The following is a 21,799-nucleotide window of genomic DNA, read 5'->3' on the forward strand; positions in this document are numbered from 1 at the left end:
GGTGATCAGAACAGAAAATACCGCTGCGCCATCGGCAGCTCGGTGGCGGGCTCGCAGGTCAGCAGCTGGCCGTCGGCGACGACCTGGTAGGTCTCGGGATCGACGCTGATGTCGGGCTGCCAGTCGTTGTGCACCATGTCGCGCTTGCTGACGCTGCGGCAGTTTTCCACGGCCACGGTGCGCTTGCGCAGGCCGTAGCGGTCTGCCACGCCGGCCTGCTGGGCGGCCTGCGAGATGAAGGTGAGGCTGGCCGCCGCCACGCCGCTGCCCTGGCCCGCGAACATGGGGCGGTAGTGCACGGGCTGGGGCGTGGGGATGCTGGCGTTGGGGTCGCCCATGGCGGCGCTGGCGATGCTGCCACCCTTGAGGATGAGGCTGGGCTTGACGCCGAAGAACGCAGGCCGCCACAGCACCAGGTCGGCCAGCTTGCCGACCTCGACCGAGCCCACGACATGGGCGATGCCATGCGTGCGGGCGGGGTTGATGGTGTACTTGGCAACGTAGCGCTTGACGCGGAAGTTGTCGTGGCGCGCGTTGTCGCCCGGCAGGCTGCCGCGCTGGACCTTCATCTTGTGCGCGGTCTGCCAGGTGCGCAGCACGACCTCGCCCACGCGGCCCATGGCCTGGCTGTCGCTGGAGATCATGGAGAAGGCGCCCAGGTCGTGCAGCACGTCCTCGGCGGCGATGGTCTCGCGGCGGATGCGGCTTTCGGCGAAGGCGATGTCCTCGGCAATCGAGGCATCCAGGTGGTGGCAGACCATGAGCATGTCCAGGTGCTCGTCCAGCGTGTTCACCGTGTAGGGCCGCGTGGGGTTGGTGGACGAGGGCAGCACGTTGGCCTCGCCGCAGACCTTGATGATGTCGGGCGCGTGGCCGCCGCCCGCGCCTTCGGTGTGGTAGGTGTGGATGGTGCGGCCCTTGAAGGCGGCCACCGTGGCCTCGACGAAGCCGCCCTCGTTGAGCGTGTCGGTGTGGATGGCGACCTGGGTGTCGGTCTCGTCGGCCACGCCCAGGCAGCAGTCGATGGCGGCGGGCGTCGATCCCCAGTCCTCGTGCAGCTTCAGGCCGATGGCGCCCGCCGCGATCTGCTCGCGCAGCGGCGCGGCCTGGCTGGCGTTGCCCTTGCCCAGCAGTCCGATGTTCATGGGGTAGCCGTCCACGGCCTGCAGCATGCGCTCAATGTGCCAGGGGCCGGGCGTGACCGTGGTGGCGAAGGTGCCCGTGGCCGGGCCCGTGCCGCCGCCGATCATGGTGGTCACGCCGCTGGTCAGCGCCTCGTCGATCTGCTGCGGGCAGATGAAGTGGATGTGCGTGTCGATGCCGCCGGCCGTGACGATCATGCCCTCGCCCGCAATGATCTCGGTGCCGGGGCCGATGACGATGGTCACGCCCGGCTGCATGTCCGGGTTGCCGGCCTTGCCTATGCCTGCGATCAGCCCGTTCTTGATGGCGATGTCGGCCTTGACGATGCCCCAGTGGTCAATGATCACGGCATTGGTGATGACGGTGTCGGCGCAGTCGGCGGCCATGCGCTGGCTCTGGCCCATGCCGTCGCGGATGACCTTGCCGCCGCCGAACTTGACCTCTTCGCCGTAGATCGTGTGGTCCTTCTCGATCTCGATGACCAGGGCCGTGTCGGCCAGCCGCAGGCGGTCGCCCACGGTGGGGCCGAACATCTCGGCATAGGCCTGGCGCGTGATGCTTGCCATGAATGTTCCCTTTCAGAGAGGCCCCATCACCTTGGCGTTGAAGCCATAGATGATGCGGTCGCCGGAGATTTCCACCAGTTCCACCGTGCGCTCCTGGCCCGGCTCGAAGCGCACGGCCGTGCCGGCCGCGATGTTCAGCCGCCAGCCGCGTGCGGCGGCGCGGTCGAAGTGCAGGGCCTCGTTGACCTCGAAGAAATGAAAGTGCGAGCCCACCTGCACCGGCCGGTCGCCGGTGTTGGTGACCGTGAGGGTCTGCACGGGCCGGCCTGCGTTCAGCAGGATCTCGCCGGGCTCGGCCAGCAGTTCGCCGGGGATGATGCGCTCGGTCATGTGCGGCTCCCGCGCTCAGCCTGCCAGCGCCACGGCACCGTAGCCCATGGCGGCCACGCCGGCCAGGCGTGCGGCCCAGGCCGATGCCGTGCCGCCGCGCATGGCCCGGCCAAAGGCCACGCCCAGCGCATGCAGCACCAGCGTGGTGGCGACCATGCCCGCCATGTAGGCCCAGAACACGGCTGCGGGCAGCGCGTGGGGGAAGACCTCGCCATGCGCGTATCCGTGGAACAGCGCGAAGGCGCCGGCCAGCACCATGGCCAGGGCCACGGGCAGGCGGCGCTGGGCCACCAGCAGCAGGCCGAAGGCCAGCAGCGAGGCGGCCACCATGGGCTCGACGGCCGGCAGCTCCAGCGGGGTCTGCGTCAGCGCCAGGCCCAGCGCCATGCAGGCGGCAAAGGCCACGGGCGGCAGCCACTGGCGCTGCAGCATCAGCCCGCACCACAGGCCCAGGGCCAGCATGGCCAGCAGATGGTCCAGGCCCGCGATGGGGTGGGACAGCCCGGCCATCAGGGCCTGCATGGCGCCGTCACCGGCATGCAGGTGGGCGCCGGCCCCCGTATGGGCGCTGGCGGCCGTGGCGGCGGCCAGCAGGGCCGGGGCGAGCAGGTAGTTGAAAGTGTTGCGGAATCTGAACATGGAGATCTCCTTGATCGCTATCGAGACTGGATCTGCCCACGGCACAAGCGGATGCAGCGGGCTGGTTGGGGGTGCCCAGCAAGGGCCTAAGCTGGCCGCGCCGCCCCGCAGCGATGGCGCCGTCCCCCTTGGGGGAAGCGGCGTAGCCGCTCAGGGGGTCAAACTATTGGATGATGAACGGTGACCAGCTTGGTGCCGTCCGGGAAAGTGGCTTCGACCTGGATGTCCGGGATCATTTCTGGAATGCCCTCCATCACATCGGCGCGCGTCAGCACCGTGGTGCCCAGGTGCATGAGCTCGGCCACGGTCCTGCCGTCGCGTGCCCACTCCAGCACGGCGGCGCTGATCAGCGCCACGGCCTCGGGGTAGTTGAGCTTCAGGCCGCGCGCCTTGCGCCGCTCGGCCACCAGGGCTGCGGTGAACAGCAGCAGCTTGTCTTTTTCACGGGGCGTGAGTTCCATCGATGAGTCTCCGTTGATCAGGTGGCCCACAGGCGCGGGGGGCGGGCTTGTTGAGTGAGCAGGGCCGGGCGCAGCAGGCGCCAGCCTTCATGCAGCACGGCCCGTGCCGCCTCCATGCGCCGGGCCAGCACGCGCAGCAGCAGCACCGAGGGCGCGCCACCCTGGCCGGCCAGCAGGCTGGCGCCGGCGCGCACTTCATCGCTCCAGGGCAGGCTGGTGGCCAGTTGCTCGCTCAATGACTCCATGGCCGCCAGGGGTTCGGGGGCCACGGCCCAGAGGCTGGCCTGTATGGGGAAGCCTGCCCAGGCAACGGGGCTGGACAGCAGGGCATGGCCGGCGTGCAGTTCGCCTTGCTCCAGCCACAGCGGCCGTCCGCCGCATGCGAGCCGGTTGTGAAGCTGCAGGCGCGCGGCAGCGGTGGGCGCGGCGCCGGTGTGGTTCCAGTGCTCGCCCGCGCCATAGCGGCCCAGCACCACGGCATCCCAGCCGATGGCGCGCGCGCCCGGCGCAAGATCCAGGTCCAGCGCCATGGTGGCGTCGGCACCGGCGAACAGCATGTTTTCCTGTGGCAGCCATTCCAGGATGGCGCCTTCTTCCACGCGCAGCCGCACGCGCTGCGCGGCCGGGCGGCCCTGGGACTTGTACCAGCGCGTGGCGCCCGGTGTGGTCAGCAGGGCGTGGGCGCCGGGCTCCACGGTCACATCGATCTGCAACTGGTCGCCGCCGGCCACGCCGCCGGGCGGGTGCAGCAGCACGGCATGGCAGATGCCGGGGCCTTCAGGGTGCAGCGGTTTTTGCACGCGCAGCGGGCCGCTGTGGCGTGCGTGGGAAAGCACGCTGCCCTGGCCGGCGCGGTGCCCGAAGCGCAGGTCCAGCATGGCCTGCCAGCCCGAGGCGCAGGCGGGCACGGCGGTGATCGGTAGCGCTGCGGACATGGGCGGGGCGGACGGTACAGGGCGTGTGGGTGGTAACGGCCTTTGTCATGCATTTAGCGTGCCAATCCGGTGCAGTGGCGGTTGCGCCATGCTGGTGCGCTGGCGCATCGGATTGGTGCGTTTCCTGCATGGCAAGGCGCGCAAGACGGCACGTTTGCAGTGCATTCTTGCGCAGCGTGCCGCAGGCTGGTGCTCTTTCTTACGCGTTTGCCCGGGTCTGACGCGCCAGGCTTCTGTCCCAGGCCACGACGGCCAGCGTGGCCAGGCTCAGAATCAGGCCCGCCACGCTGGCACCTGTCCATCCCCAGTGCAGCCAGACCGCCGAGCCCACGGCCGAGCCTGCCGAGGCGCCGATGAAATAGCCCGTCATATAGACCGCATTGATGCGCGAGCGCGCCAAGGGTGCCAGCGCATAGATCACGTTCTGGTTGCTGATGTGCAGGGCCTGCAGCGCGGCATCGACGATGAGCAGACCCGCCAGGAACCACCACAGGCTGGTGCCGCCCAGCCACAGCGCCCCCCAGCCCGCCAGCATGAGCAGGCCGCCGGCCAGCGTGGTGCGCTGCTCCAGCCCCCGGTCTGCCAGCCGGCCGGCCATGTTGGCCATGAGGGCGCCGGCCACGCCGACCAGGCCGATGAGGCCGATCTGCGCGTCGCCAAACCCGTAGCCCGGCCCGGCCAGCAGCAGTGCCATGGTCGAGAACAGCACGCTCACCGTGGCAAAGCCCATGCCGCCGATCAGCGCCCGGCTGCGCAGGCGCGGCTGCTCGCGCGCCAGCGTGAGCAGGGAGCGCATCACCGCGCCATAGCCTATGGGCTGGGCCGGCTGCGCCAGGGGCAACGCCCGCCGCAGCAGCAGGGCCACGCCGGCCGTGGCCAGGGCGCCCACCCAGTAGACGGAATTCCAGCCGCCCAGCTCCGACAACAGGCCCGCCACGCTGCGCGCCGCCAGGATGCCGATCAGCAGCCCGCTCATGACCAGGCCCACGGCGCGCCCGCTGGCGCCGGGCGCCGCAAAGCTGGCCGCCATGGGCACCAGCACCTGGGCCGCGACCGAGAACAGCCCCGTCATCAGCGTGCCCGCCGCCAGCAGCGCAAAGCTGTGCGCCATGCCGCTGGCCAACATGCCCAGCGCGGCCAGCAGCATCAGGCCCAGCACCAGGCGGCGGCGTTCCAGCATGTCGCCCAGCGGCACGAGCAGCAGCAGTCCCAGCGCATAGGAGACCTGGGCCATGGTCACCGTCAGCGAGGCACGCGCCTCGCTGATGCCCAGGTCGATGGCGATGGAATGCAGCAGCGGCTGGTTGAAGTAATTGGCGCCCGCGCACAGGCCGCAGGCCGTGGCCATGAGCAGCAGGGTGCTCTGGGGCAGCACGGGCGTGGCGGTGGCCTGCATGGGCGGCGAGGGCAGGGCGGGGGCCGGGGAGGATCTGTTCATCGGACGAATGCCTGTGTTATCTGCTTATGGGTGGCAAACGGATGGCTCAGACCCACAGCGGCGGCCGTGCGGGCTGGGCGTGGGCGGGCAGTGCGGCCACGGCATCGACCTCGATCAGCATGCCGGGCAGGGCCAGCCGGGGGACGGGGATCAGGGTGCAGGCCGGAAAGCGCGGCAGGGTATTGCCGGGGGCGCCATCGCCGGGGGCGCCGTCGCTCCAATGCAGGCGCACGGCGGCCTGCCAGTCGTTGAAGCGGGCCTCCGAGTGGTCAACGATGAGCAGGGTCAGCTTGACCACCTGGCCCATGTCCGCGCCCGCCGCCTGCAGCGCCAGTTTGAGGTTGGACAGGGCCTGCTGCGCCTGGGCCGCGAAGCTGTCGGGCAGGTCGCCCGCCTGGTTCTCGCCCCCCTGGCCCGAGACGAAGGCCCATTGCGCCGGCCCGTGCACGGTGACCACATGGGTGTAGCCGTTGGGCGTGGCGTCGTAGAGGCCGGCGGGCTGCAGATGCTGCAGTTGCGGGGCCGTGGAAGCTGCGGGCTGTGCCGAGGAGGTGGCAAGTGCGTCGTGTGGCATGTATGGCTTGGAGTCTGAGAGTGGGCCGGACCGGGCGGCGAGGCTTGCCAGTGTGAAACCTCAACCAAAGTTGAGGTCAAATGCAGGCCTGCTTGGACCTATTTTTCCTGCGCCTATTTTCCTGCTGCCATGAATCTGTCTTCTGCCGGTGTCACCGCGTCCGACCATGACGGGCCGGCCATCCTCTCCGTGGGCGAAGTCGCCCGGCGCAGCGGCATCACCGTCTCGGCCCTGCATTTCTACGAGCGCCAGGGACTGATCGAGAGCCTGCGCACGCCCGGCAACCAGCGCCGCTTTGCGCGTGCCGTGCTGCGGCGCGTGGCGGTCATCAGGGTGGCCCAGCGCATGGGCGTGCCGCTGGCCGAGATTGCCGAGGCGCTGCAGGACCTGCCCAGCGGCCGCACGCCCACGCAGGCCGACTGGGCCGCGCTGTCCGCGCGCTGGCGCCATGCGCTGGATGCGCGCATCCAGGGCCTGACCCAGCTGCGCGACCAGATCGACGGCTGCATAGGCTGCGGCTGCCTGTCCCTCAAGGTCTGCCCGCTGCGCAATGACGGCGACTGCCTGGCCGAAGACGGGCCGGGGCCGCACTTTCGCTGAACAGGCATGCACCCTTGGCGGAACTAGTGCTTGGGCATGGGCAGCGTGGGCGTGCGCGTGCACATCCAGCACAGCCAGCCGGCCAGCGCGCCCATGACGATGCAGTAGGCGACCAGGGCCTCGGTGATGCCGATATGGTCCGAGAGCCAGCCCAGGCCCAGGATGGGCACGATGGTGCCCAGGTAGCCGACCACCAGGTACGTGGACAGCAGGCCCGTGCGCGTGGCCGGCGTGGAGACCTTGTTGACGATGGACATGCCCGCCAGGTTGCACAGGCCGTGGCCCGCCGCCGTGGCGATCACGCTGAGCGCGAACAGCAGGGCCGAGCCCGCGAAGCTGTTGACCAGCAGCAGGAGGTTGCAGGCCACCAGGCAGGCAAATCCCACAATGGCCGAGCCCTTGGTCGGGCGCGGGCGCGCCAGGTACTGGAAGCCAGCCGAGAGGAACAGGATCACGCCGATGGACAGGCCCGAGACAGCCGGCCCGTGCCAGGGCACCATGCGCTGCATGAAGCTGGGCGCCAGCGATGCGAACAGGCTGAACATGCCGAAGGCGCAGAACGCGCACATGCCGCCCAGTGCGTAGTGGCGCGCAAAGCGGCGCTCCGGCAGCGTGATGGTGGGCATGAAATCACGCCAGTGCAGCGCGCGTGCCTGGGTGGAGGCCAGCTCGGCCGGCTCGGCGATGCGCACTTGGTACAGCGCATAGACGGCCAGCAGGCCCAGCCCCAGCGAGGGGATGTAGGCCGTGACCAGCGGCCAGGGCAGCCACTGCGCGATCAGCCCGCCCACCACGGGGCCCAGCCCGAAGCCGAAGGCAATGGTCAGGCTGGTCGTGGCCGCGGCGCGCTGCAGGTCGCCCCGGTTGTTGAGCCGGGTCATGCCCACCGAGGCCGAAGTGGTGATCAGCCCCGAAGCCACGCCGATGACCACGCGCCCCAGCGCAAAGCTGGGCACGTTCCAGGCCACGGCGGAGGCCAGCACGCCCAGCGTCATCAGGATCAGCCCGGCGCGCAGCACGGTGACAAAGCCGAATCGGTCGGTCAGCCGGCCCAGGAACAGCAGGCTGGCCAGCGCGCCGAACATATAGGCCACGAAGATCTGCGTGATGTGGCTGGGCTGCAGCCCCCAGGCCTGCTGGTACAGCGGGTACAGCGGGCTGGCCAGGGCGGTGCCCATGACACCCACGCACATGGAAAAACACACCCACGCATAGGGTGGCCAACGGGTTTGCATAGAAAAGGGAGCGAAAAGGGAGCGCGAAGAAAGCGAAGGGGAAAGCGGCGCCACGCAGGCTTGGCGCCACCGGGGCGCCACGGCACTGTCCAGGAGCGCATGGAATCTGGAATGACCCGCAGGCCAATGGGTGAATTCTAAGAAACCCGCGTGTCCTGGGTGTTTCGCTGCCTCCGAGCCCCTGGCATGGACCCGGGCATACCGCTGGCAACGTGCGCCGGGCGGGCGGGTGTACCCTGTGGCCGTCCCTGTGTTTTCCCTTGTCCAGAGAGTCCGGCATGCCAGTTCCATCCTCCGCCTTCATGACCTCCCAGCCATCCCGCAAGGCAGCGTGGACCGCGCTTGGCGCCTGCGCGCTGCTGCTGGCCGGCTGCGGCTCGGTGGGCGGCGGCGTGGGCATCGGAATTCCGGTCGGCCCCGTGTCGGTGGGCGTGGGGCTGGGCAGCGGCGGGCTGAGTGCCGGAGTCGGCACGGGCGTGGGCCCGGTCGGCGTTGGCGTCGGCGTCAACCAGAGCGGCCAAGTGCTGGGCAGCGCAGGCGTGGGCGCCTCCACAGGTGTGGGTGGCGCGCGGGTCGGCGTGGGCGTGGGTTCATCCACCGTGCTGCACGATCCGCAGCGCTCCAACGTTCAACCGGCTCAGGAGCCAGCGCCTGCAGCCCCGCCTCAGACCCCGGCCGGCCAGGTGCAATGGCGTGATGCCAGCGGTCAGGTCGTGCCGACCTGCCGCGTCGATGGACGTTGCTGAGCCGGTGCGAGAGAGGGGAACGGCGCGTAGCGCCTCAGGGGGTGCTTCTGATCACCCCTCCCAGACGATGCGGTCGCGACCAGCGTTTTTTGCGAGATAAAGGCGCCTATCGGCATCGGCCAGCAGTTGCTGGGCGCTGTTGGTGGGCGAAGGCGCAATGCAGGCCACGCCCAGGCTCACGGTCAGCGCCTGGCCCAGGGGCGAGGCGGCATGGGGCAGGTCCAGCAGCCTGAGCGCATCGACGATGCCCTGCGCCACCAGCACCGCGCCATCCAGCGCCGTATGGGGCAGCAGGCAGACGAATTCCTCGCCCCCATAGCGCGCCAGCAGGTCGCCCGGCCGGTGCAGCGCACCCTGAATGGCCTGGGAGATCTGGCTCAGGCATTCATCGCCGACCAGATGGCCGTAGTGGTCGTTGTAGGCCTTGAAGTGGTCCACGTCCATCATCACCAGCGACAGCGGCTCGCCCAGGCGCTGCAGGCGCATGAACTCGCGCTCCAGCTGGGCACTGAAGAAACGCCGGTTGGCCACGCCCGTCAGCCCGTCGCTGTGCGACAGCAGTTGCAGCATCTGGCGCTGCTGGGCAATCTCCAGATGCGTGCGCACGCGTGCCTTGAGCACGGCCGGGCGAAAGGGCTTGGTCACGAAATCCACGGCGCCCAGGTTCAGGCCCAGTTCCTCGCAATGGGGCTCGGTCAGCGCGGTGAGGAAGATGATGGGGATATGCGCGGTCTGCAGGTCGGCCTTGAGGCGGCGGCAGACCTCGAAGCCGTCCATCTCCGGCATGCGGATGTCCAGCAGGATGAGGTCGGGCTGGTGTTGGTGGGCCAAGGCCAGCGCCTCCTCGCCGGTGTAGGCCACAAGCGGGCTGCACAGATCCTTGATCACCTGGCAGATGATGGTGGCGTTGTCCGGAACGTCGTCCACCACCAGCACCTTTTGCGCGGCAGGCAAGGGCTGTAGCGGGTTGGGCAGCGATGGTGGGAAGGCGGAGTAGGGCATGGCCGATGGGATTTCGGGCCGAGAATACCCCGGAACCCGCAGCCCTGGATAGGGCGCCGCGGGCCTGGACAATTTGTAAAGATATCTGTCTTCGGGAGGCAGGCAGCCCGGTGGCCTCAGGCGTATAGAGGCTCTTCCTGCATGGCCTCGATCTGCTCGTTGAGCATGTCCACCTGCCCGCGCCAGTAGTCGGGCGTGCCGAACCAGGGGAAGTTGATGGCAAAGATCGGGTCGTCCTGGCGCCGCGCCAGCCAGGCGCTGTAGTGGATCAGGCGCAGCGTGCGCAGCGGCTCGATCAGGGCCAGCTCGCGGCGGTCGAAGGGCCGGAACTGTTCGTACCCATCCAGCAGGGCGCCCAGCTGGCGCGTGCGCTGGCCCCGGTCGCCCGACAGCAGCATCCACAGGTCCTGCACGGCCGGGCCGGTGCGCGCATCGTCCAGGTCCACGAAATGCGGGCCGCCGCGGCCTTCGTCGTCCAGCGGCGTCCACAGCACGTTGCCGGGATGGCAGTCGCCGTGCAGGCGCAGCGTGCGCGCGCTGTGCAGGCCGAAGTGGCCGGCTGCGCTCATGCCGTCGGCGGCGGGTGCCATCAGGTCCAGCGCGCGCTGGCAGGCGGCCTTCCAGGTGGATTCCACTTCCAGCGGAATCATTTGCCGGGCCAGCAGCCACTGCATGGAGTCGTGGCCGAAGCTGGCCAGGTCCAGCGCCGGCCGGTGCGCAAAGGGCCGGGCCGCGCCCACGGTATGGATGCGGGCCAGGAAGCGCCCGGTCCACTCCAGCACCTCGAAGTCGTCCAGCTCGGGCGGACGGCCTCCGCGCCAGGGGCTGACCGAGAAATCAAAGCCCGCGTGGCTGTGCAGCGTGGCGCCTTCCAGCACCAGCGGGGGCACGGCGGGCACTTCGGCGGCCGTCAGCTCGGCGCTGAAGGCGTGCTCCTCCAGGATCTGATCGCGGCTCCAGCGGCCCGGGCGGTAGAACTTGAGCACGACGCGATCGCCGTCTTCCAGTACGGCCTGGTAGACGCGGTTCTCGTAGGAGGCCAGGGCCGTGAGCCGGCCGTCGCCCCACAGGCCGACCGAGGCCAGGGCGTCGAGCACCACGTCGGGCGTGAGGCGGGCATAGGCGTGCGAGTCGTCGTCGGAGACGACATTCAGATCAGGATCGTGCGGTGTGGCGGACATGGGGCGATTGTCGCCGGGCTGGCTTAAGCTGTGCGGCTGCCTAGCCTTCACCGATTCGCCCGCCGTGCCGCTGCTGCCCCATTTCCTGCAATCCCATGCCATAGCGAGCGCCAACGCCAACGCCAACTCCAGTGCGGCAGGCGCATCCGACGACTGGAGCGGCTGGCACCTGGGCCGGCGCCGCTATGCGGTCTGGGTGCTGGAGCTCCATGCGCTGGGCCCTGCCGAGGGCGAAGCCGTGCGCCGCGCCTGTGCGCAGGCGTGCCAGGCCCTGGCCGCTGCGCTGGTTCCTCGGTACGAGCGGCAACTGCATGTGACCCTGGCCACGGCCGGCTTTCTGGATGGCGATGCGGCCCTGCCGGACGCCTACGGCGCGGCGGAACTATCGCGCGACTTGCGCGCGCTGCAGGACCTGCCGGCCGCACCGCTGCAACTGGAATTCGGCGGCTGGGGCAGTTTCGAGATGGCGCCGTATCTGCAGGTGCGCGACCGCAGCCAGGGCGGGCCCACGCTGGGCATGCTGCATGGCGCACTCAGGCCGGCAAGACCCGAACTGGCGCTGACCGAGGCACTGCGCCCCTACGTGCCCCATGTGACGCTGGGCGCCTGGAACGCCGCCTGGCCACGCGCCCAGGTGCTGCAATGGATAAGCGGCCTGCCGGTGCTGGAGCACTGGCAGGCCGCCGTGGGCGAGATCGCGCTGGTCAGCTACGCGGCCGACGCCTTGCACGGCCCGCTGACCTGCCATGCACGCTACGACCTCCGGGGTCGCAGGCTGCAATGGCGGGAGCGGCCGGGCTGGGCCTGATCAGACCAGGGTGATCTGCACGTCGATGTTGCCGCGCGTGGCGTTGGAGTAGGGGCAGACCTGGTGGGCTGCGTCCACCAGGGCCTGGGCGGCGGCCTTGTCCATGCCGGGCAGGCTGACCTTCAGGCGGGCAGCGATGCCGTAGGCGTTGGGGATGGTGCCCAGGTCCACTTCTGCGTCGATGGACAGGTCCTGCGGCAGGCTGATCTTCTGCTTGCCGGCCACTGCCTTGATGGCGCCGATGAAGCAGGCCGAGTAGCCTGCGGCGAACAGTTGCTCGGGATTGGTGCCCGTGCCGCTGGTGCCTGGCGAGGAAAGGGTCACGTCCAGGCGTCCGTCATCGGTGCGCGAGGCGCCGTCGCGGCCGCCGGTGGTGTGGGCGCGTGCGGTGTACAGGACTTTTTCGAGCTGGGCCATGGTGTCTTCCTTTTGCAAAGTTGTCCGGCTGTGCGGACGGGTGGAGGAAATCGGCAATCCGTTGTCAGTCGCTGCGGCGCGGCGCCAGCCGCTCGCGCAGTGCGCCGAGTTGCTGCGTCAGCGCCTGCAACTCGGGCAGCGTGCACTGCGTGCTTTGCAGCACGCAGGCGGGAATCTTTTCAGCCGCATCGCGCAGTGCCCGGCCTTGCGGGGTGAGCGTGATGCGCACGCGGCGCTCGTCCTGCGCATCGCGCACCCGCTCCAGCAGGTTCGCGCCTTCGAGCCGCTTGAGCAGCGGCGTCAGCGTGCCCGAATCCAGAGTCAGCTGCTCGCCGATCTCCGACACGGTCAGGCCGTCGCGCTCCCAAAGCACCAGCATCACCAGGTACTGCGGATAGGTCAGGCCGATGCCGTCGAGCAGGGGCTTGTAGAGCTTGGTCATGGCCAGCGACGCCGAGTACAGCGCAAAGCAGACCTGGTTGTCCAGGCGCAGAAGCTCGGGGGTGTCGGTGGGCAGGGCGTTGCGTGGCATGGGCTGAATTATTGCCGTCAATTAAATTGTGCACAACTTAATTGATGAAATCCCTCCAGATCGGAGGGGGAAGATCGGGAGGGTGAGAAAGGCCTATCGGCCCGTGAAGCGCGCGGGGCGTTTCTCGATGAAGGAGCGCACGCCTTCGGCGGCATCCTCGCTGCTGGCCAGGCGCTGCTGCACTGGAATGAAGTCGGCCACGGCGGCGGCCTGGCCCAGCTCGATGGCCTTGAGCACATTGAGCCGCGTGGCCACCACAGCCTGCGGGGCCTGGGCGGCAATCCGCTCGGCAATGCGCAGGGCCTCGGCCAGTTCCTGACCGGCCGGCACCACCTTCTGCACGAAGTTCAGGCGATAGGCCTCGGCGCTGTCGAACTCATCGGCCGTGAGCAGGTGCAGCATGGCATTGCCCACGCCCGCACGCTCGGCCATGCGCAGCGTGGCGCCGCCCGTGGGCATGATGCAGCGCTGCACTTCCAGCTGGGAAAAGCGGCAGTCATCGGCCGCGACCACGATGTCGGCGCCCAGCATCAGCTCGATGCCCACCGTGAAGCAAATGCCCTTGACCGCCACCACCATGGGCTTGGCGCGGCGCCGGTAGCCGACCAGGCCGTAGTCGTGCGGCTCCACCAGGCCTTGCGGGATGGCCTTCCTGCCCGAGCGCAGGTACTCCGCCATCACCGGCAGGTCCAGCCCCGCCGTGAAATGGCTGCCAAACGCATGCAGCACGCCCACGCGCAACTCGGGATCGTCGTCCAGGCGCGTATAGGCCTCGGCCAGTTGCTGGAACATGGGCGGTGTCCAGCCGTTGCGCTTGGCGGGGCGGTTGATGCCGATCAGCAGCACATGGCCGCGCACTTCGCAGCTGATGCAGCCTTCGGGCGGCGGGGTGGGGGTGTTGATGTCCATGGTTGTCTCCTGCGCATGGACCTTAGAGCAGGCCGCTGGAGGGCGCAGTCGCGCAGAAGACGGCCGGCCCGTGCGGGCCGGCAGGCAAAGGCCGTGTATCAGTAGCTGTACACGCCGCGGCCCGTCTTGCGGCCCAGGCGGCCGGCGGCCACCATTTCCTTTAGCAGGGGGCAGGCGCGGTACTTGCTGTCGCCGAATTCCTTGAGGTAGACCTCCATCACGGCCAGGCACACGTCCAGGCCGATCATGTCGGCCAGGGCCAGCGGGCCGATAGGCTGGTTGCAGCCCAGCTTCATGCCGGCGTCGATGTCCTCGGCCGATGCCAGGCCTTCGGCCAGCACGAAGAAGGCCTCGTTGATCATGGGCACCAGGATGCGGTTGACCACGAAGCCGGGGGCATTCTTCACGGTGATGGGGCTCTTGCCCAGGCGCTCGGACAGTTCCTTGACCGTGGCGTGCGTCTCGTCGCTGGTCTGCAGGCCGACGATGATCTCCACCAGCGCCATCATGGGCACGGGGTTGAAGAAGTGCATGCCGATGAACTTGTCGGCACGGCCCGTCACGGCGGCCAGCTGGGTGATGGAGATGGACGAGGTGTTGGTGGCGACGATGACGTCGGCATCCAGCAGCGCGTCCAGCTGCTTGAGGATCTTGACCTTGAGCTCGTAGTTCTCGGTGGCGGCCTCGATGACCAGTTGCGCGCCCTTCAGCGCCGCGTAGTCGGTCGATGTCTTGATGCGGGCCAGGGCTGCGGTCTTCTCTGCCTCGGTCAGCTTTTCCTTCTTGATCAGGCGGTCCAGGCTGCCCGAGACGGTGGCCACGCCCTTTTGGACGGCGGCCTCAGAGATGTCCACCATGACCACGTCGATGCCCGATACCGCGCAGGCCTGCGCGATGCCGTTGCCCATGGTGCCTGCGCCGATGATGCCTACGGTTTGAATTGCCATGACTGTCAGTCTCCTCAAACGAACAAAGTGAATGCGAACGTGAATGCGATCCGGCGATCGTAGCGGGATTCGGAGCATCCACCGGGTTTGCCCCGGCTTGCGGCGGTGCGCAGGCGACTGCAACAGTGGATGGCTACACCGCAGGGGAGGGGAGACATGCTGGACTACATCGTGATCGGAGGGGGATCGGCGGGCTCGGTGCTGGCCGGGCGGCTCAGCGAGGATGCCGAGACGCAGGTGGCGCTGCTGGAGGCCGGGCCCCCCGACTCCAGCGTGCTCATCCACTGTCCGGCGGGCATGGCCGCCATGGCCAAGGGCGGGCGCCACAGCTGGGGCCTGTCCACCGTGCCGCAGCCGGGCCTGGGCGGGCGGCGCGGCCACCAGCCGCGGGGCAAGGTGCTGGGCGGCTCCAGCGCGGTCAACGCCATGGTCTATGTGCGCGGCCAGCCGGCCGACTACGACCACTGGGCGGCCCAGGGCAACCCGGGCTGGAGCTGGAGCGAGGTGCTGCCCTATTTCCTGCGCGCCGAACACAACGAGCGCGGCGCCGATGCCTGGCATGGCGCGGGCGGGCCGCTGAACGTGGCCGACCTGCGCGATCCCAACCCGCTGTCCCGGGCCTTCGTGCAGGCGGGCGTGCAGGCCGGCCATGCGCACAACGCGGATTTCAACGGCCAGGCGCAGGAGGGCGTGGGGCTGTACCAGGTCACCCAGCGCAATGGCGAGCGCCACCACGTCGCCAAGGCCTATCTGGCGCCGCACCGTGCCAGGCCCAATCTGCGCGTGGAAACGGGTGCCCAGGTGCTGCGCATTCTGTTCGAGGGCCGGCGCGCCGTGGGCGTGGAGTACCTGCAGGGCGGCACGGTGCAGCAACTGCACTGCCGGCGCGAGGTGCTGCTTTGCGGCGGCGCACTGCTGTCGCCGCAGCTGCTGATGCTGTCTGGCGTGGGGCCGGGCGATCACCTGCGTTCGCTGGGCATCGATGTGGTCCACCATCTGCCCGGCGTGGGTGCCCATCTGCATGACCACCCGGATGTGGTGCTGGTGGTCGATGGCGCGCAGCTGACCGACAGCTTCGGCCTTTCACTGGGCGGTGCGCGCAGATTGCTGGCCGCCGTGGGCCAATGGCGCAGCCAGCGGCGCGGCATGCTGACCACCAACTTTGCCGAGGCGGGCGGCTTCATCCGCAGCAGCCCTGGCGAGCCTGCGCCCGATCTGCAACTGCACTTCGTCGTCGCCAAGCTGGTGGACCACGGGCGCAAGACGGTCTGGGGCCATGGCTATTCGCTGCATGTCTGCGTGCTGCAGCCGGCCAGCCGCGGCAGCCTGCGCCTGGCCAGTGCCGACCCGCTGGCCCTGCCGCTGGTGGACCCGGCCTTTTTCTCCGACGCGCAGGACCTGCGGCGCATGGTGAACGGCGTGCGCCGCGCCCACGAGATCCTGGCCCAGCCGGCGCTGGCGGCCCTGGGCGGGCGCGAGATGCCGGCCTCGGCCGGCGCGCAGGACGATGCAGACATCGAGGCCTTCATTCGCAGCCATGCCGACACCATCTACCACCCCGTGGGCAGCTGCCGCATGGGGCCGGGGCCCATGGACGTGGTCGATGCGCAGCTGCGTGTCTACGGCATCAAGGGACTGCGCGTGGTCGATGCCTCGGTCATGCCGCGCATCGTCAGCGGCAACACCAATGCGCCCACGGTGATGATCGCGGAGAAGGCGGTGGACATGATCCGCCACGGCGCGCGCTAGGTGCCTGGCGTGCGCCCGTGCGCCATGGCCTGCTCCGGGATGGAGGCCGACGGCTGCGGTCCCTGCTCCTCGGACGCGGCCACCGGGCTCAGCCGCACCTGCGTCCAGCAGTCGCGCCCGCGGCGCTTGGCGGCGTAGAGGGCGGCGTCTGCGGGGGGCAGCATCAGTTCCAGGCACAGGCCGTTCCAGGCCTGGGGTGCGTGGGCGCAGCCGGCGCTGAAGCGGACTTCGAAGCCCAGCACCTTGCGCGAGGCCTGCAGCAGCGCGGACTGCAGGCGGGTGCACAGGGTGTCCACGCCGTCGTCCGTGGTGTAGAGCAGCAGGCAGAACTCCTCGCCGCCCCAGCGCGCAGCGATTTCGTCGCTGCGCAGCTGCTGCTGCAGCAGGCGGGCGAACAGGCACAGCGTCTGGTCGCCCACGGCGTGGCCGTGCTCGTCGTTGACATGCTTGAAGTGGTCCAAGTCCAGCATCACCAGGGCCAGGGCCTGGCGATGGCGCTGGGCATGGGCCAGCATGGCGGGTGCGCGCTCCAGCAAGGCGCGGCGGTTGGGCAGCCCGGTGAGCATGTCCTGCAAGGCCAGGTCGCGCAGTTGCTGGCTGGTCTCGTCGCGCCAGGCCACGAGCACGGCCACCATGAGCAGCGTGCTGCTCAGCGTGGTCAGCAGGGCGAAGATCTGGTTGGCGCCGCTGTCCGCGGTGAAGCTGGGCAGGAAGGGCGTGGCCAGGGCCAGGTAGCTGCGCACGAACAGCATCAGCCCCATGAAGGCGGCCACGCCGCACATCAGGTAGCGCCAGCTGCGCGCCACGGGCCGCTGTGGGTCCAGGCACAGGCCGGCCAGCGCCATCAGGCACAGGCCATGGACGGCGCTGAACCAGCCGGTGCGCAGGGCCGCCTGGGGCAGCAGCAGCGCAAAGCCCAGCGGCCCCAGCACGCACAGCGCGATCAGGCCGCGCTCCAGCAGCATCGGGCGCGGCCCCAACCATTCACGCAGGGCGCGCGCCATCTGCCACTGGGCGGTGGCGGCCAACGCCGCCGCGCCCAGCGACAGCAGGTCACGTCCCATCAGGCCGTGGGGCAGGCGGCTGGCGATCAGGATGAGGGTCCAGGCCATGGCCTGCATCAGGAAGAAGTGCTGCGCATGGCGCGCCGCACCGCTGACGCGCCGCCCCATGGCCAGCGGCAGGGCGGCCGACATGGCCATCATGTTGATGGCCACGACGGCGGTCATGGAGAAAAAGTCCAGGGTGGGCAGCGTGGATGGCATGTGCGTCCCTGGATGGCGGTGCGAAGCGTGGCCCGTGAGAAGCGGTGGCCGGTGGCGGGGCGCTACTGGAACGCCACCTCCGCGAAGCTGCGCAGCTTGCGGCTGTGCAGGCGCTGGGTGCCGCCTTCGCGCAGGATGTCGATGGCGCGCATGCCGATGCGCAGATGCTGGTCCACGCGCTCGCGGTAGAAGTGGTTGGCCATGCCGGGCAGCTTGATCTCGCCGTGCAGCGGCTTGTCGGATACGCACAGCAGCGTTCCATAGGGCACGCGGAAGCGGAAGCCGTTGGCCGCGATGGTGGCGCTTTCCATGTCCAGCGCCACGGCGCGGCTCTGGCTGAAGCGCAGCTGGGGCAGGTTGTTGGGCAGCAGCTCCCAGTTGCGGTTGTCGGTGCTGGCCACGGTGCCGGTGCGCATGATGCGCTTGAGGTCGGGGCCGTCCATCTGCGTGACGTCGGCCACGGCCTGCTGCAGTGCCAGCTGGATTTCGGCCAGCGCGGGAATGGGCACCCACAGCGGCAGCTCCTCGTCCAGCACATGGTCCTCGCGCACATAGGCGTGGGCCAGCACGTAGTCGCCCAGTTGCTGGCTGTTGCGCAGGCCCGCGCAGTGGCCCAGCATCATCCAGGCGTGCGGGCGCAGCACGGCGATGTGGTCGGTGATGGTCTTGGCATTGGCCGGGCCCACGCCGATGTTGACCATGGTGATGCCGCTGTGGTCGGCGCGCACCAGGTGGTAGGCCGGCATCTGCGGCAGGCGCGGCGGCGGTGTGCCCAGCTCGTCATTGGGCTGGGCCGGCAGGCCGGTGCGGCGCGTGACCACGTTGCCGGGCTCGATGAAGGCCACGTACTCGCTGTCTTCCCGGGCCATCTCGGCGTGGCCCAGGCGGATGAATTCGTCGATGTAGAACTGGTAGTTGGTGAACAGCACGAAGTTCTGGAACCACTCGGGCTGGGTGCCCGTGTAGTGGCGCAGGCGGTGCAGCGAGTAGTCCACGCGCGGGGCGGTGAACAGGGACAGCGGCAGGGCCTCGCCGGGATGCGGGCGCCAGGTGCCGTTGGCAATGCCGTCGTCCATGGCTTCGAGGTCGGGCAGGTCGAACACGTCGCGCATCAGCTGGCGCCGCTCGCGCGTGAGCGTTCCCTCGATGTGGTCGTTCTCGGCGAACGAGAAGTGGATGGGAATGGGCTTGTCGCTCAGCCCCACCTCCAGCGGCACGCCGTGGCTCTTGATCAGCAGGCGGAACTGCTCGGCGTAGTAGCGCGAGAACAGGTCGGGCCGCGTGAGCGTGGCCTCGTGCGTGCCCGGGCCCTCGACGAAGCCATAGGCCAGCTGCGTGTCGGCGCGCGCCACGGTGCTCGTGTGCATGCGAACGAAGGGGTAGTAGGCGTGGACGGGAGCGGCCGGGGTTTCGCCGGAGACGAAGCGCTGCATGTTCGAGCGAAGGTGCTCTATCTGCTCCCGGTAGATCTGCTGTACGTGCTCCAGGGCCCGCTGGGGGTCGGTGTGCAAGGTGGCTGCGGCCCTGGAGGCCTGCGAGGGGTTGTGAAGCAAAACCATGGGCTATTGTCGTTGGACTGGATGACTGTTGTGCAATTGCCAGGCGCGCGCCCTCTCGGCCGGCAGGGGCGGCGCCACAAGGTATCCCTGCATCATGCCGCAGCCCAGCTCGCGCAAAAGCGCCAATTGGGCAGGTGTTTCCACGCCTTCCGCCACGATGTCCAGGTGCAGGCTGTGGCCCATCTGCACGATGGCGGTGACGATGGCCGTGTCGTCCTCGCTATCGGGGACGTCGGCGATGAAGGAGCGGTCTATCTTGAGCTGGTTGATCGGGTGGCGGCGCAGGTAGGCCAGGGAGGAGTAGCCGGTGCCGAAGTCGTCGATGGCCAGGCCCACGCCCAGGGCCTGCAGCGCCTGCAAGGTGTCCTGCACCTGCCCGCTGGTGTGCATCAGCGTGGACTCGGTCAGCTCGATGTGCAGCCAGCGCGCCTCCAGCCCCGTTTCCTCCAGCACCTGTGCCACTTCGCGCGCCATGTCGCGCTGGCGGAATTCCAACGCCGAGAGGTTCACGGACAGCGGCACCGGCGCCAGGCCCTCGTCCTGCCACTGGCGCGCCTGGCGGCAGGCCTCGCGCAGCACCCAGTGGTCTATGGCCGAGATCAGGCCGCGCGCCTCGGCAAAGCCGATGAACTCGCCGGGCAGGACCAGGCCGCGCTGCGGGTGGCGCCAGCGCACCAGGGCCTCGAAGCCCGCCAGCCGGCCATCGGCCGTGAAGGTCTGGGGCTGGTAGTACAGCTCGAACTCGCCGCGCTCCAGCGCGCCGCGCAGCTGCTGCTCCTGCATCAGCATCTGGGCCTGGGTGGCCTGGCCGTCCTGGGCGGGTGCATAGAACTGCAGGTTGCGCCGGCCGCTGTCCTTGGCCATGTGCATGGCGCTTTCGGCGCGGTTGAGCAGCTCTTCGGCGTTTTTCCCGTCGCCGGGGTACATGGCGATGCCCATGCACGGCGAGATCACCAGCGGCGTGCCATCGATGGCACAGGGCGCCTCGATGATGCGCTGCAGGTGGCTGGCCTGTGTCTCGGTTTCCTGCGGATCGGGGTCGTCGGTGAGCACGACCACGAACTCGTCGCCGCCCACGCGCGCCACCAGGTCGTGGGCGCGCACGCTGCCGCGCAGGCGCTGGGCGACCTCGCACAGCAGCAGGTCGCCGGCCTGGTGGCCCAGCGAGTCGTTGATGGTCTTGAAGTGGTCCAGGTCGATGATGAGTACGGCCAGGGCGCGCCGCTTGACCGAGGCCAGCGACAGCGCCTGGCGCAGCATCTGGATCAGGCGCACGCGGTTGGGCAGCTGGGTGAGCTGGTCGTGCTGGGCCAGGAAGTCCATGCGCTCCTGCGCCAGCTGGCGCAGCGTGATGTCGCGCACCAGCACGATGCGGTAGGGCCCGCCCTCGGCCGGCATGGTCTTGGCCTCGATCTCCACGGGGATGCGGTGGCCGTCCTTGTGCTGGATGGCGCCGTCGAAGCGGTCCTCGCGGCCGCTGCGCATGTACTGCAGTGCGTAGAGGCGGAACTCGGGGCAGATGTAGTCGAGGATGGGGCGGCCGGTCAGCTCGTCCAGCGTGTAGCCGGCCAAGCGGGACAGGGCCTCGTTGCCGTCGATGATCAGGCCGTCGCGGTGCATGACGATGGCCTCGGTGGTGACCTCGGTGAACTTGCGCATGCGCTCTTCGCTGTCGCGCACCTTCTGCGCCACATGGTGGTGGTGGCTCACGTCGGTGATCTGCACCACGGCGCCCTGCAGCTGCCCGTGCTCGAAGTGCGGCATCAGCAGCGATTCGATATGGCGAGGCGGTCCATCCGGCTGGGGCACCTCGCGCTCGTAGCGCACATGTTCGCCGCGCAGGCCGCGCTCCACATGCTCGGCGATGAGCTGCCACACGGCTTCGCCCACGATCTCGCGCACGGTCTTGCCGACCGCCTCGGCGGGCGTCAATCCGAAATTGCGTGCGTAGTTGATGTTGGCGAAGCGGCAGCGCAGCGTGCGCGCATCGAAGTAGGCCAGCATGGCCGGAGCTGTATCTGCTATCAGCCGCAGCAGCGTATCGTTGGGCCCCGTGATTTGCGCATCGACGTTCTCTGGCATTCGTCCCCCTCGCTGGGGATTTATAGCGGAATCGCCGAGATTTTGATAGCGCTCTTGTGCGAGGGTGAGCGGCCGCTGACGCGAGGGGGCGCGTGCGGCTGTCGAGCCTCCGGGGCGGCCGTGGCGGCCTGTCTTTTTTTTGCAGCGCCGCATCACGTGCGGCGCGGCTTCTTTACTTGAGCAGGTCCTGCACCTGGCCCAGTGCAGCCTGGGCGCACTTGTCGTCCAGGTGGCCGCCGGGCGCGCCGCCGATGCCCACGGCGCCGATCACCTCGTTGCCCACCTTCACCGGCAGGCCGCCGCCCAGCAGCAGGTAGCCGGGAATGTTCACCAGGTTGGCGGCGCCGGGGTTCTTCTGCGCGCCTTCCATGATGGCCAGCGTGCTGTTCTTGGCCGATGCGGCCGTATAGGCCTTCAGGCGGCTGGCCTCCAGCGTGTGGGGGCCGGCATTGTCGGCGCGCTGCACGGCGCGCACGGTGCCGGCACGGTCCACCACGGTGGCGGTGACGGCATAGCCGTCGGCGGCGCAGGCGGCCACGCTGCGTGCGGCGATCTGGTTGGCCAGCTCCAGCGACATGTTCTTTTCCGTGCGCACGGCCTCGGCCTGGGCGGCGGTGGCGATCAGGCCCAGGGTCAGGGCAGCGAGGGTGGCGAGCTTGGTGGCGTGGCGTTGCATGGTCT

General features: G+C 69.2%; 22 protein-coding genes. 4 read left to right on the forward strand and 18 right to left on the reverse strand.

Features of this window, described 5'->3' with window-relative positions; all coding sequences use genetic code 11:
- Window positions 1–5: 5 nt before the first annotated feature.
- The 7 genes from ureC to BO996_RS06125 all read right to left on the reverse strand — a co-directional run bounded on the left by ureC (window position 6) and on the right by BO996_RS06125 (window position 6,086).
- Window positions 6–1,709 (reverse strand): urease subunit alpha, encoded by a 1,704-nt coding sequence (gene ureC, locus BO996_RS06095; protein ID WP_071954273.1) that lies wholly within the window; start codon window positions 1,707–1,709, stop codon window positions 6–8.
- Between the two features lie 12 nt (window positions 1,710–1,721).
- Window positions 1,722–2,027, reverse strand: a complete 306-nt coding sequence (locus tag BO996_RS06100) for an urease subunit beta (RefSeq protein WP_174538844.1) — start codon at window positions 2,025–2,027, stop codon at window positions 1,722–1,724.
- A 27-nt stretch (window positions 2,028–2,054) separates the two neighbouring features.
- Window positions 2,055–2,678: a HupE/UreJ family protein gene (locus tag BO996_RS06105; protein WP_013804329.1), complete on the reverse strand. Its 624-nt coding sequence runs from the start codon at window positions 2,676–2,678 to the stop codon at window positions 2,055–2,057.
- A gap of 158 nt (window positions 2,679–2,836) precedes the next feature.
- Window positions 2,837–3,139, reverse strand: a complete 303-nt coding sequence (locus BO996_RS06110) for an urease subunit gamma (protein ID WP_012203116.1) — start codon at window positions 3,137–3,139, stop codon at window positions 2,837–2,839.
- 17 nt (window positions 3,140–3,156) lie between these two features.
- Window positions 3,157–4,074 carry an urease accessory protein UreD gene (locus BO996_RS06115; RefSeq protein ID WP_071954274.1) on the reverse strand — a complete coding sequence of 306 codons (918 nt, stop codon included), beginning with the start codon at window positions 4,072–4,074 and terminating at the stop codon, window positions 3,157–3,159.
- Between the two features lie 199 nt (window positions 4,075–4,273).
- A complete protein-coding gene (locus BO996_RS06120) occupies window positions 4,274–5,512 on the reverse strand; it encodes an MFS transporter (RefSeq protein WP_071954275.1) in 1,239 nt (412 codons plus the stop codon).
- Window positions 5,513–5,558: 46 nt separating this feature from the next.
- On the reverse strand, window positions 5,559–6,086 hold the full coding sequence (locus tag BO996_RS06125) for a RidA family protein (protein WP_071954276.1): 528 nt from the start codon (window positions 6,084–6,086) through the stop codon (window positions 5,559–5,561).
- A 129-nt stretch (window positions 6,087–6,215) separates the two neighbouring features.
- Between BO996_RS06125 and soxR the strand changes: the two genes are divergently transcribed.
- Window positions 6,216–6,686, forward strand: a complete 471-nt coding sequence (soxR, locus tag BO996_RS06130) for a redox-sensitive transcriptional activator SoxR (protein ID WP_071954277.1) — start codon at window positions 6,216–6,218, stop codon at window positions 6,684–6,686.
- Window positions 6,687–6,709: 23 nt separating this feature from the next.
- Here soxR and BO996_RS06135 read toward each other — a convergent pair whose 3' ends face one another.
- Window positions 6,710–7,864: an MFS transporter gene (locus tag BO996_RS06135; RefSeq protein WP_442856948.1), complete on the reverse strand. Its 1,155-nt coding sequence runs from the start codon at window positions 7,862–7,864 to the stop codon at window positions 6,710–6,712.
- A gap of 335 nt (window positions 7,865–8,199) precedes the next feature.
- On the opposite strand from BO996_RS06135, the gene BO996_RS06140 reads away from it, so the two are divergent.
- The gene (locus BO996_RS06140; protein ID WP_071954279.1) at window positions 8,200–8,667 is read left to right on the forward strand and encodes a hypothetical protein; all 468 of its coding nucleotides are present in this window, start codon (window positions 8,200–8,202) and stop codon (window positions 8,665–8,667) included.
- 51 nt (window positions 8,668–8,718) lie between these two features.
- Here BO996_RS06140 and BO996_RS06145 read toward each other — a convergent pair whose 3' ends face one another.
- Window positions 8,719–9,669: a diguanylate cyclase gene (locus tag BO996_RS06145; RefSeq protein WP_071954280.1), complete on the reverse strand. Its 951-nt coding sequence runs from the start codon at window positions 9,667–9,669 to the stop codon at window positions 8,719–8,721.
- Window positions 9,670–9,785: 116 nt separating this feature from the next.
- The gene (locus BO996_RS06150) at window positions 9,786–10,850 is read right to left on the reverse strand and encodes a serine/threonine protein kinase (RefSeq protein WP_071954281.1); all 1,065 of its coding nucleotides are present in this window, start codon (window positions 10,848–10,850) and stop codon (window positions 9,786–9,788) included.
- On the opposite strand from BO996_RS06150, the gene BO996_RS06155 reads away from it, so the two are divergent.
- A complete protein-coding gene (locus BO996_RS06155) occupies window positions 10,849–11,658 on the forward strand; it encodes a 2'-5' RNA ligase family protein (protein WP_071954282.1) in 810 nt (269 codons plus the stop codon). The two genes, BO996_RS06150 and BO996_RS06155, sit on opposite strands and share 2 nt — an antisense overlap.
- Here BO996_RS06155 and BO996_RS06160 read toward each other — a convergent pair whose 3' ends face one another.
- The 4 genes from BO996_RS06160 to BO996_RS06175 form a co-directional block, all read right to left on the reverse strand.
- On the reverse strand, window positions 11,659–12,075 hold the full coding sequence (locus tag BO996_RS06160; RefSeq protein WP_012203126.1) for an organic hydroperoxide resistance protein: 417 nt from the start codon (window positions 12,073–12,075) through the stop codon (window positions 11,659–11,661). It abuts the gene before it with no gap.
- 64 nt (window positions 12,076–12,139) lie between these two features.
- Window positions 12,140–12,607: a MarR family winged helix-turn-helix transcriptional regulator gene (locus BO996_RS06165; RefSeq protein ID WP_012203127.1), complete on the reverse strand. Its 468-nt coding sequence runs from the start codon at window positions 12,605–12,607 to the stop codon at window positions 12,140–12,142.
- 93 nt (window positions 12,608–12,700) lie between these two features.
- Window positions 12,701–13,516 (reverse strand): crotonase/enoyl-CoA hydratase family protein, encoded by an 816-nt coding sequence (locus BO996_RS06170; protein ID WP_012203128.1) that lies wholly within the window; start codon window positions 13,514–13,516, stop codon window positions 12,701–12,703.
- Window positions 13,517–13,614: 98 nt separating this feature from the next.
- Window positions 13,615–14,463 carry a 3-hydroxybutyryl-CoA dehydrogenase gene (locus BO996_RS06175; RefSeq protein ID WP_012203129.1) on the reverse strand — a complete coding sequence of 283 codons (849 nt, stop codon included), beginning with the start codon at window positions 14,461–14,463 and terminating at the stop codon, window positions 13,615–13,617.
- Between the two features lie 156 nt (window positions 14,464–14,619).
- Between BO996_RS06175 and BO996_RS06180 the strand changes: the two genes are divergently transcribed.
- Window positions 14,620–16,212 carry a GMC family oxidoreductase gene (locus BO996_RS06180; protein WP_071954283.1) on the forward strand — a complete coding sequence of 531 codons (1,593 nt, stop codon included), beginning with the start codon at window positions 14,620–14,622 and terminating at the stop codon, window positions 16,210–16,212.
- Here the strand turns inward: BO996_RS06180 and BO996_RS06185 are convergent.
- The 4 genes from BO996_RS06185 to BO996_RS06200 all read right to left on the reverse strand — a co-directional run bounded on the left by BO996_RS06185 (window position 16,209) and on the right by BO996_RS06200 (window position 21,794).
- The gene (locus BO996_RS06185; protein ID WP_071954284.1) at window positions 16,209–17,477 is read right to left on the reverse strand and encodes a GGDEF domain-containing protein; all 1,269 of its coding nucleotides are present in this window, start codon (window positions 17,475–17,477) and stop codon (window positions 16,209–16,211) included. The genes BO996_RS06180 and BO996_RS06185 overlap by 4 nt on opposite strands.
- Before the next feature lie 62 nt (window positions 17,478–17,539).
- Window positions 17,540–19,036, reverse strand: a complete 1,497-nt coding sequence (locus BO996_RS06190; protein ID WP_012203132.1) for an AMP nucleosidase — start codon at window positions 19,034–19,036, stop codon at window positions 17,540–17,542.
- Between the two features lie 3 nt (window positions 19,037–19,039).
- Window positions 19,040–21,118 carry a putative bifunctional diguanylate cyclase/phosphodiesterase gene (locus BO996_RS06195; RefSeq protein WP_013804316.1) on the reverse strand — a complete coding sequence of 693 codons (2,079 nt, stop codon included), beginning with the start codon at window positions 21,116–21,118 and terminating at the stop codon, window positions 19,040–19,042.
- Window positions 21,119–21,290: 172 nt separating this feature from the next.
- Complete coding sequence (locus BO996_RS06200) at window positions 21,291–21,794, reverse strand: GlcG/HbpS family heme-binding protein (protein WP_185070627.1); 504 nt, start codon at window positions 21,792–21,794, stop codon at window positions 21,291–21,293.
- Window positions 21,795–21,799: the final 5 nt, after the last annotated feature.

The sequence above is a fragment of the Delftia sp. HK171 genome (assembly GCF_001886655.1).
Lineage (GTDB): Bacteria > Pseudomonadota > Gammaproteobacteria > Burkholderiales > Burkholderiaceae_C > Comamonas > Comamonas acidovorans.

Coding starts and splice junctions, on each gene's coding strand:
- BO996_RS06145 (WP_071954280.1), bottom strand. CDS start 9,669: ATGCCCTACTCCGCCTTCCCACCATCGCTGCCCAACCCGCTACAGCCC.
- BO996_RS06140 (WP_071954279.1), top strand. CDS start 8,200: ATGCCAGTTCCATCCTCCGCCTTCATGACCTCCCAGCCATCCCGCAAG.
- BO996_RS06180 (WP_071954283.1), top strand. CDS start 14,620: ATGCTGGACTACATCGTGATCGGAGGGGGATCGGCGGGCTCGGTGCTG.
- BO996_RS06185 (WP_071954284.1), bottom strand. CDS start 17,477: ATGCCATCCACGCTGCCCACCCTGGACTTTTTCTCCATGACCGCCGTC.
- BO996_RS06170 (WP_012203128.1), bottom strand. CDS start 13,516: ATGGACATCAACACCCCCACCCCGCCGCCCGAAGGCTGCATCAGCTGC.
- BO996_RS06135 (WP_442856948.1), bottom strand. CDS start 7,864: ATGGGCACCGCCCTGGCCAGCCCGCTGTACCCGCTGTACCAGCAGGCC.
- BO996_RS06175 (WP_012203129.1), bottom strand. CDS start 14,463: ATGGCAATTCAAACCGTAGGCATCATCGGCGCAGGCACCATGGGCAAC.
- BO996_RS06190 (WP_012203132.1), bottom strand. CDS start 19,036: ATGGTTTTGCTTCACAACCCCTCGCAGGCCTCCAGGGCCGCAGCCACC.
- BO996_RS06105 (WP_013804329.1), bottom strand. CDS start 2,678: ATGTTCAGATTCCGCAACACTTTCAACTACCTGCTCGCCCCGGCCCTG.
- ureC (WP_071954273.1), bottom strand. CDS start 1,709: ATGGCAAGCATCACGCGCCAGGCCTATGCCGAGATGTTCGGCCCCACC.
- BO996_RS06155 (WP_071954282.1), top strand. CDS start 10,849: ATGGGGCGATTGTCGCCGGGCTGGCTTAAGCTGTGCGGCTGCCTAGCC.
- BO996_RS06200 (WP_185070627.1), bottom strand. CDS start 21,794: ATGCAACGCCACGCCACCAAGCTCGCCACCCTCGCTGCCCTGACCCTG.
- BO996_RS06120 (WP_071954275.1), bottom strand. CDS start 5,512: ATGAACAGATCCTCCCCGGCCCCCGCCCTGCCCTCGCCGCCCATGCAG.
- BO996_RS06160 (WP_012203126.1), bottom strand. CDS start 12,075: ATGGCCCAGCTCGAAAAAGTCCTGTACACCGCACGCGCCCACACCACC.
- BO996_RS06115 (WP_071954274.1), bottom strand. CDS start 4,074: ATGTCCGCAGCGCTACCGATCACCGCCGTGCCCGCCTGCGCCTCGGGC.
- BO996_RS06165 (WP_012203127.1), bottom strand. CDS start 12,607: ATGCCACGCAACGCCCTGCCCACCGACACCCCCGAGCTTCTGCGCCTG.
- BO996_RS06195 (WP_013804316.1), bottom strand. CDS start 21,118: ATGCCAGAGAACGTCGATGCGCAAATCACGGGGCCCAACGATACGCTG.
- BO996_RS06150 (WP_071954281.1), bottom strand. CDS start 10,850: ATGTCCGCCACACCGCACGATCCTGATCTGAATGTCGTCTCCGACGAC.
- soxR (WP_071954277.1), top strand. CDS start 6,216: ATGAATCTGTCTTCTGCCGGTGTCACCGCGTCCGACCATGACGGGCCG.
- BO996_RS06110 (WP_012203116.1), bottom strand. CDS start 3,139: ATGGAACTCACGCCCCGTGAAAAAGACAAGCTGCTGCTGTTCACCGCA.
- BO996_RS06125 (WP_071954276.1), bottom strand. CDS start 6,086: ATGCCACACGACGCACTTGCCACCTCCTCGGCACAGCCCGCAGCTTCC.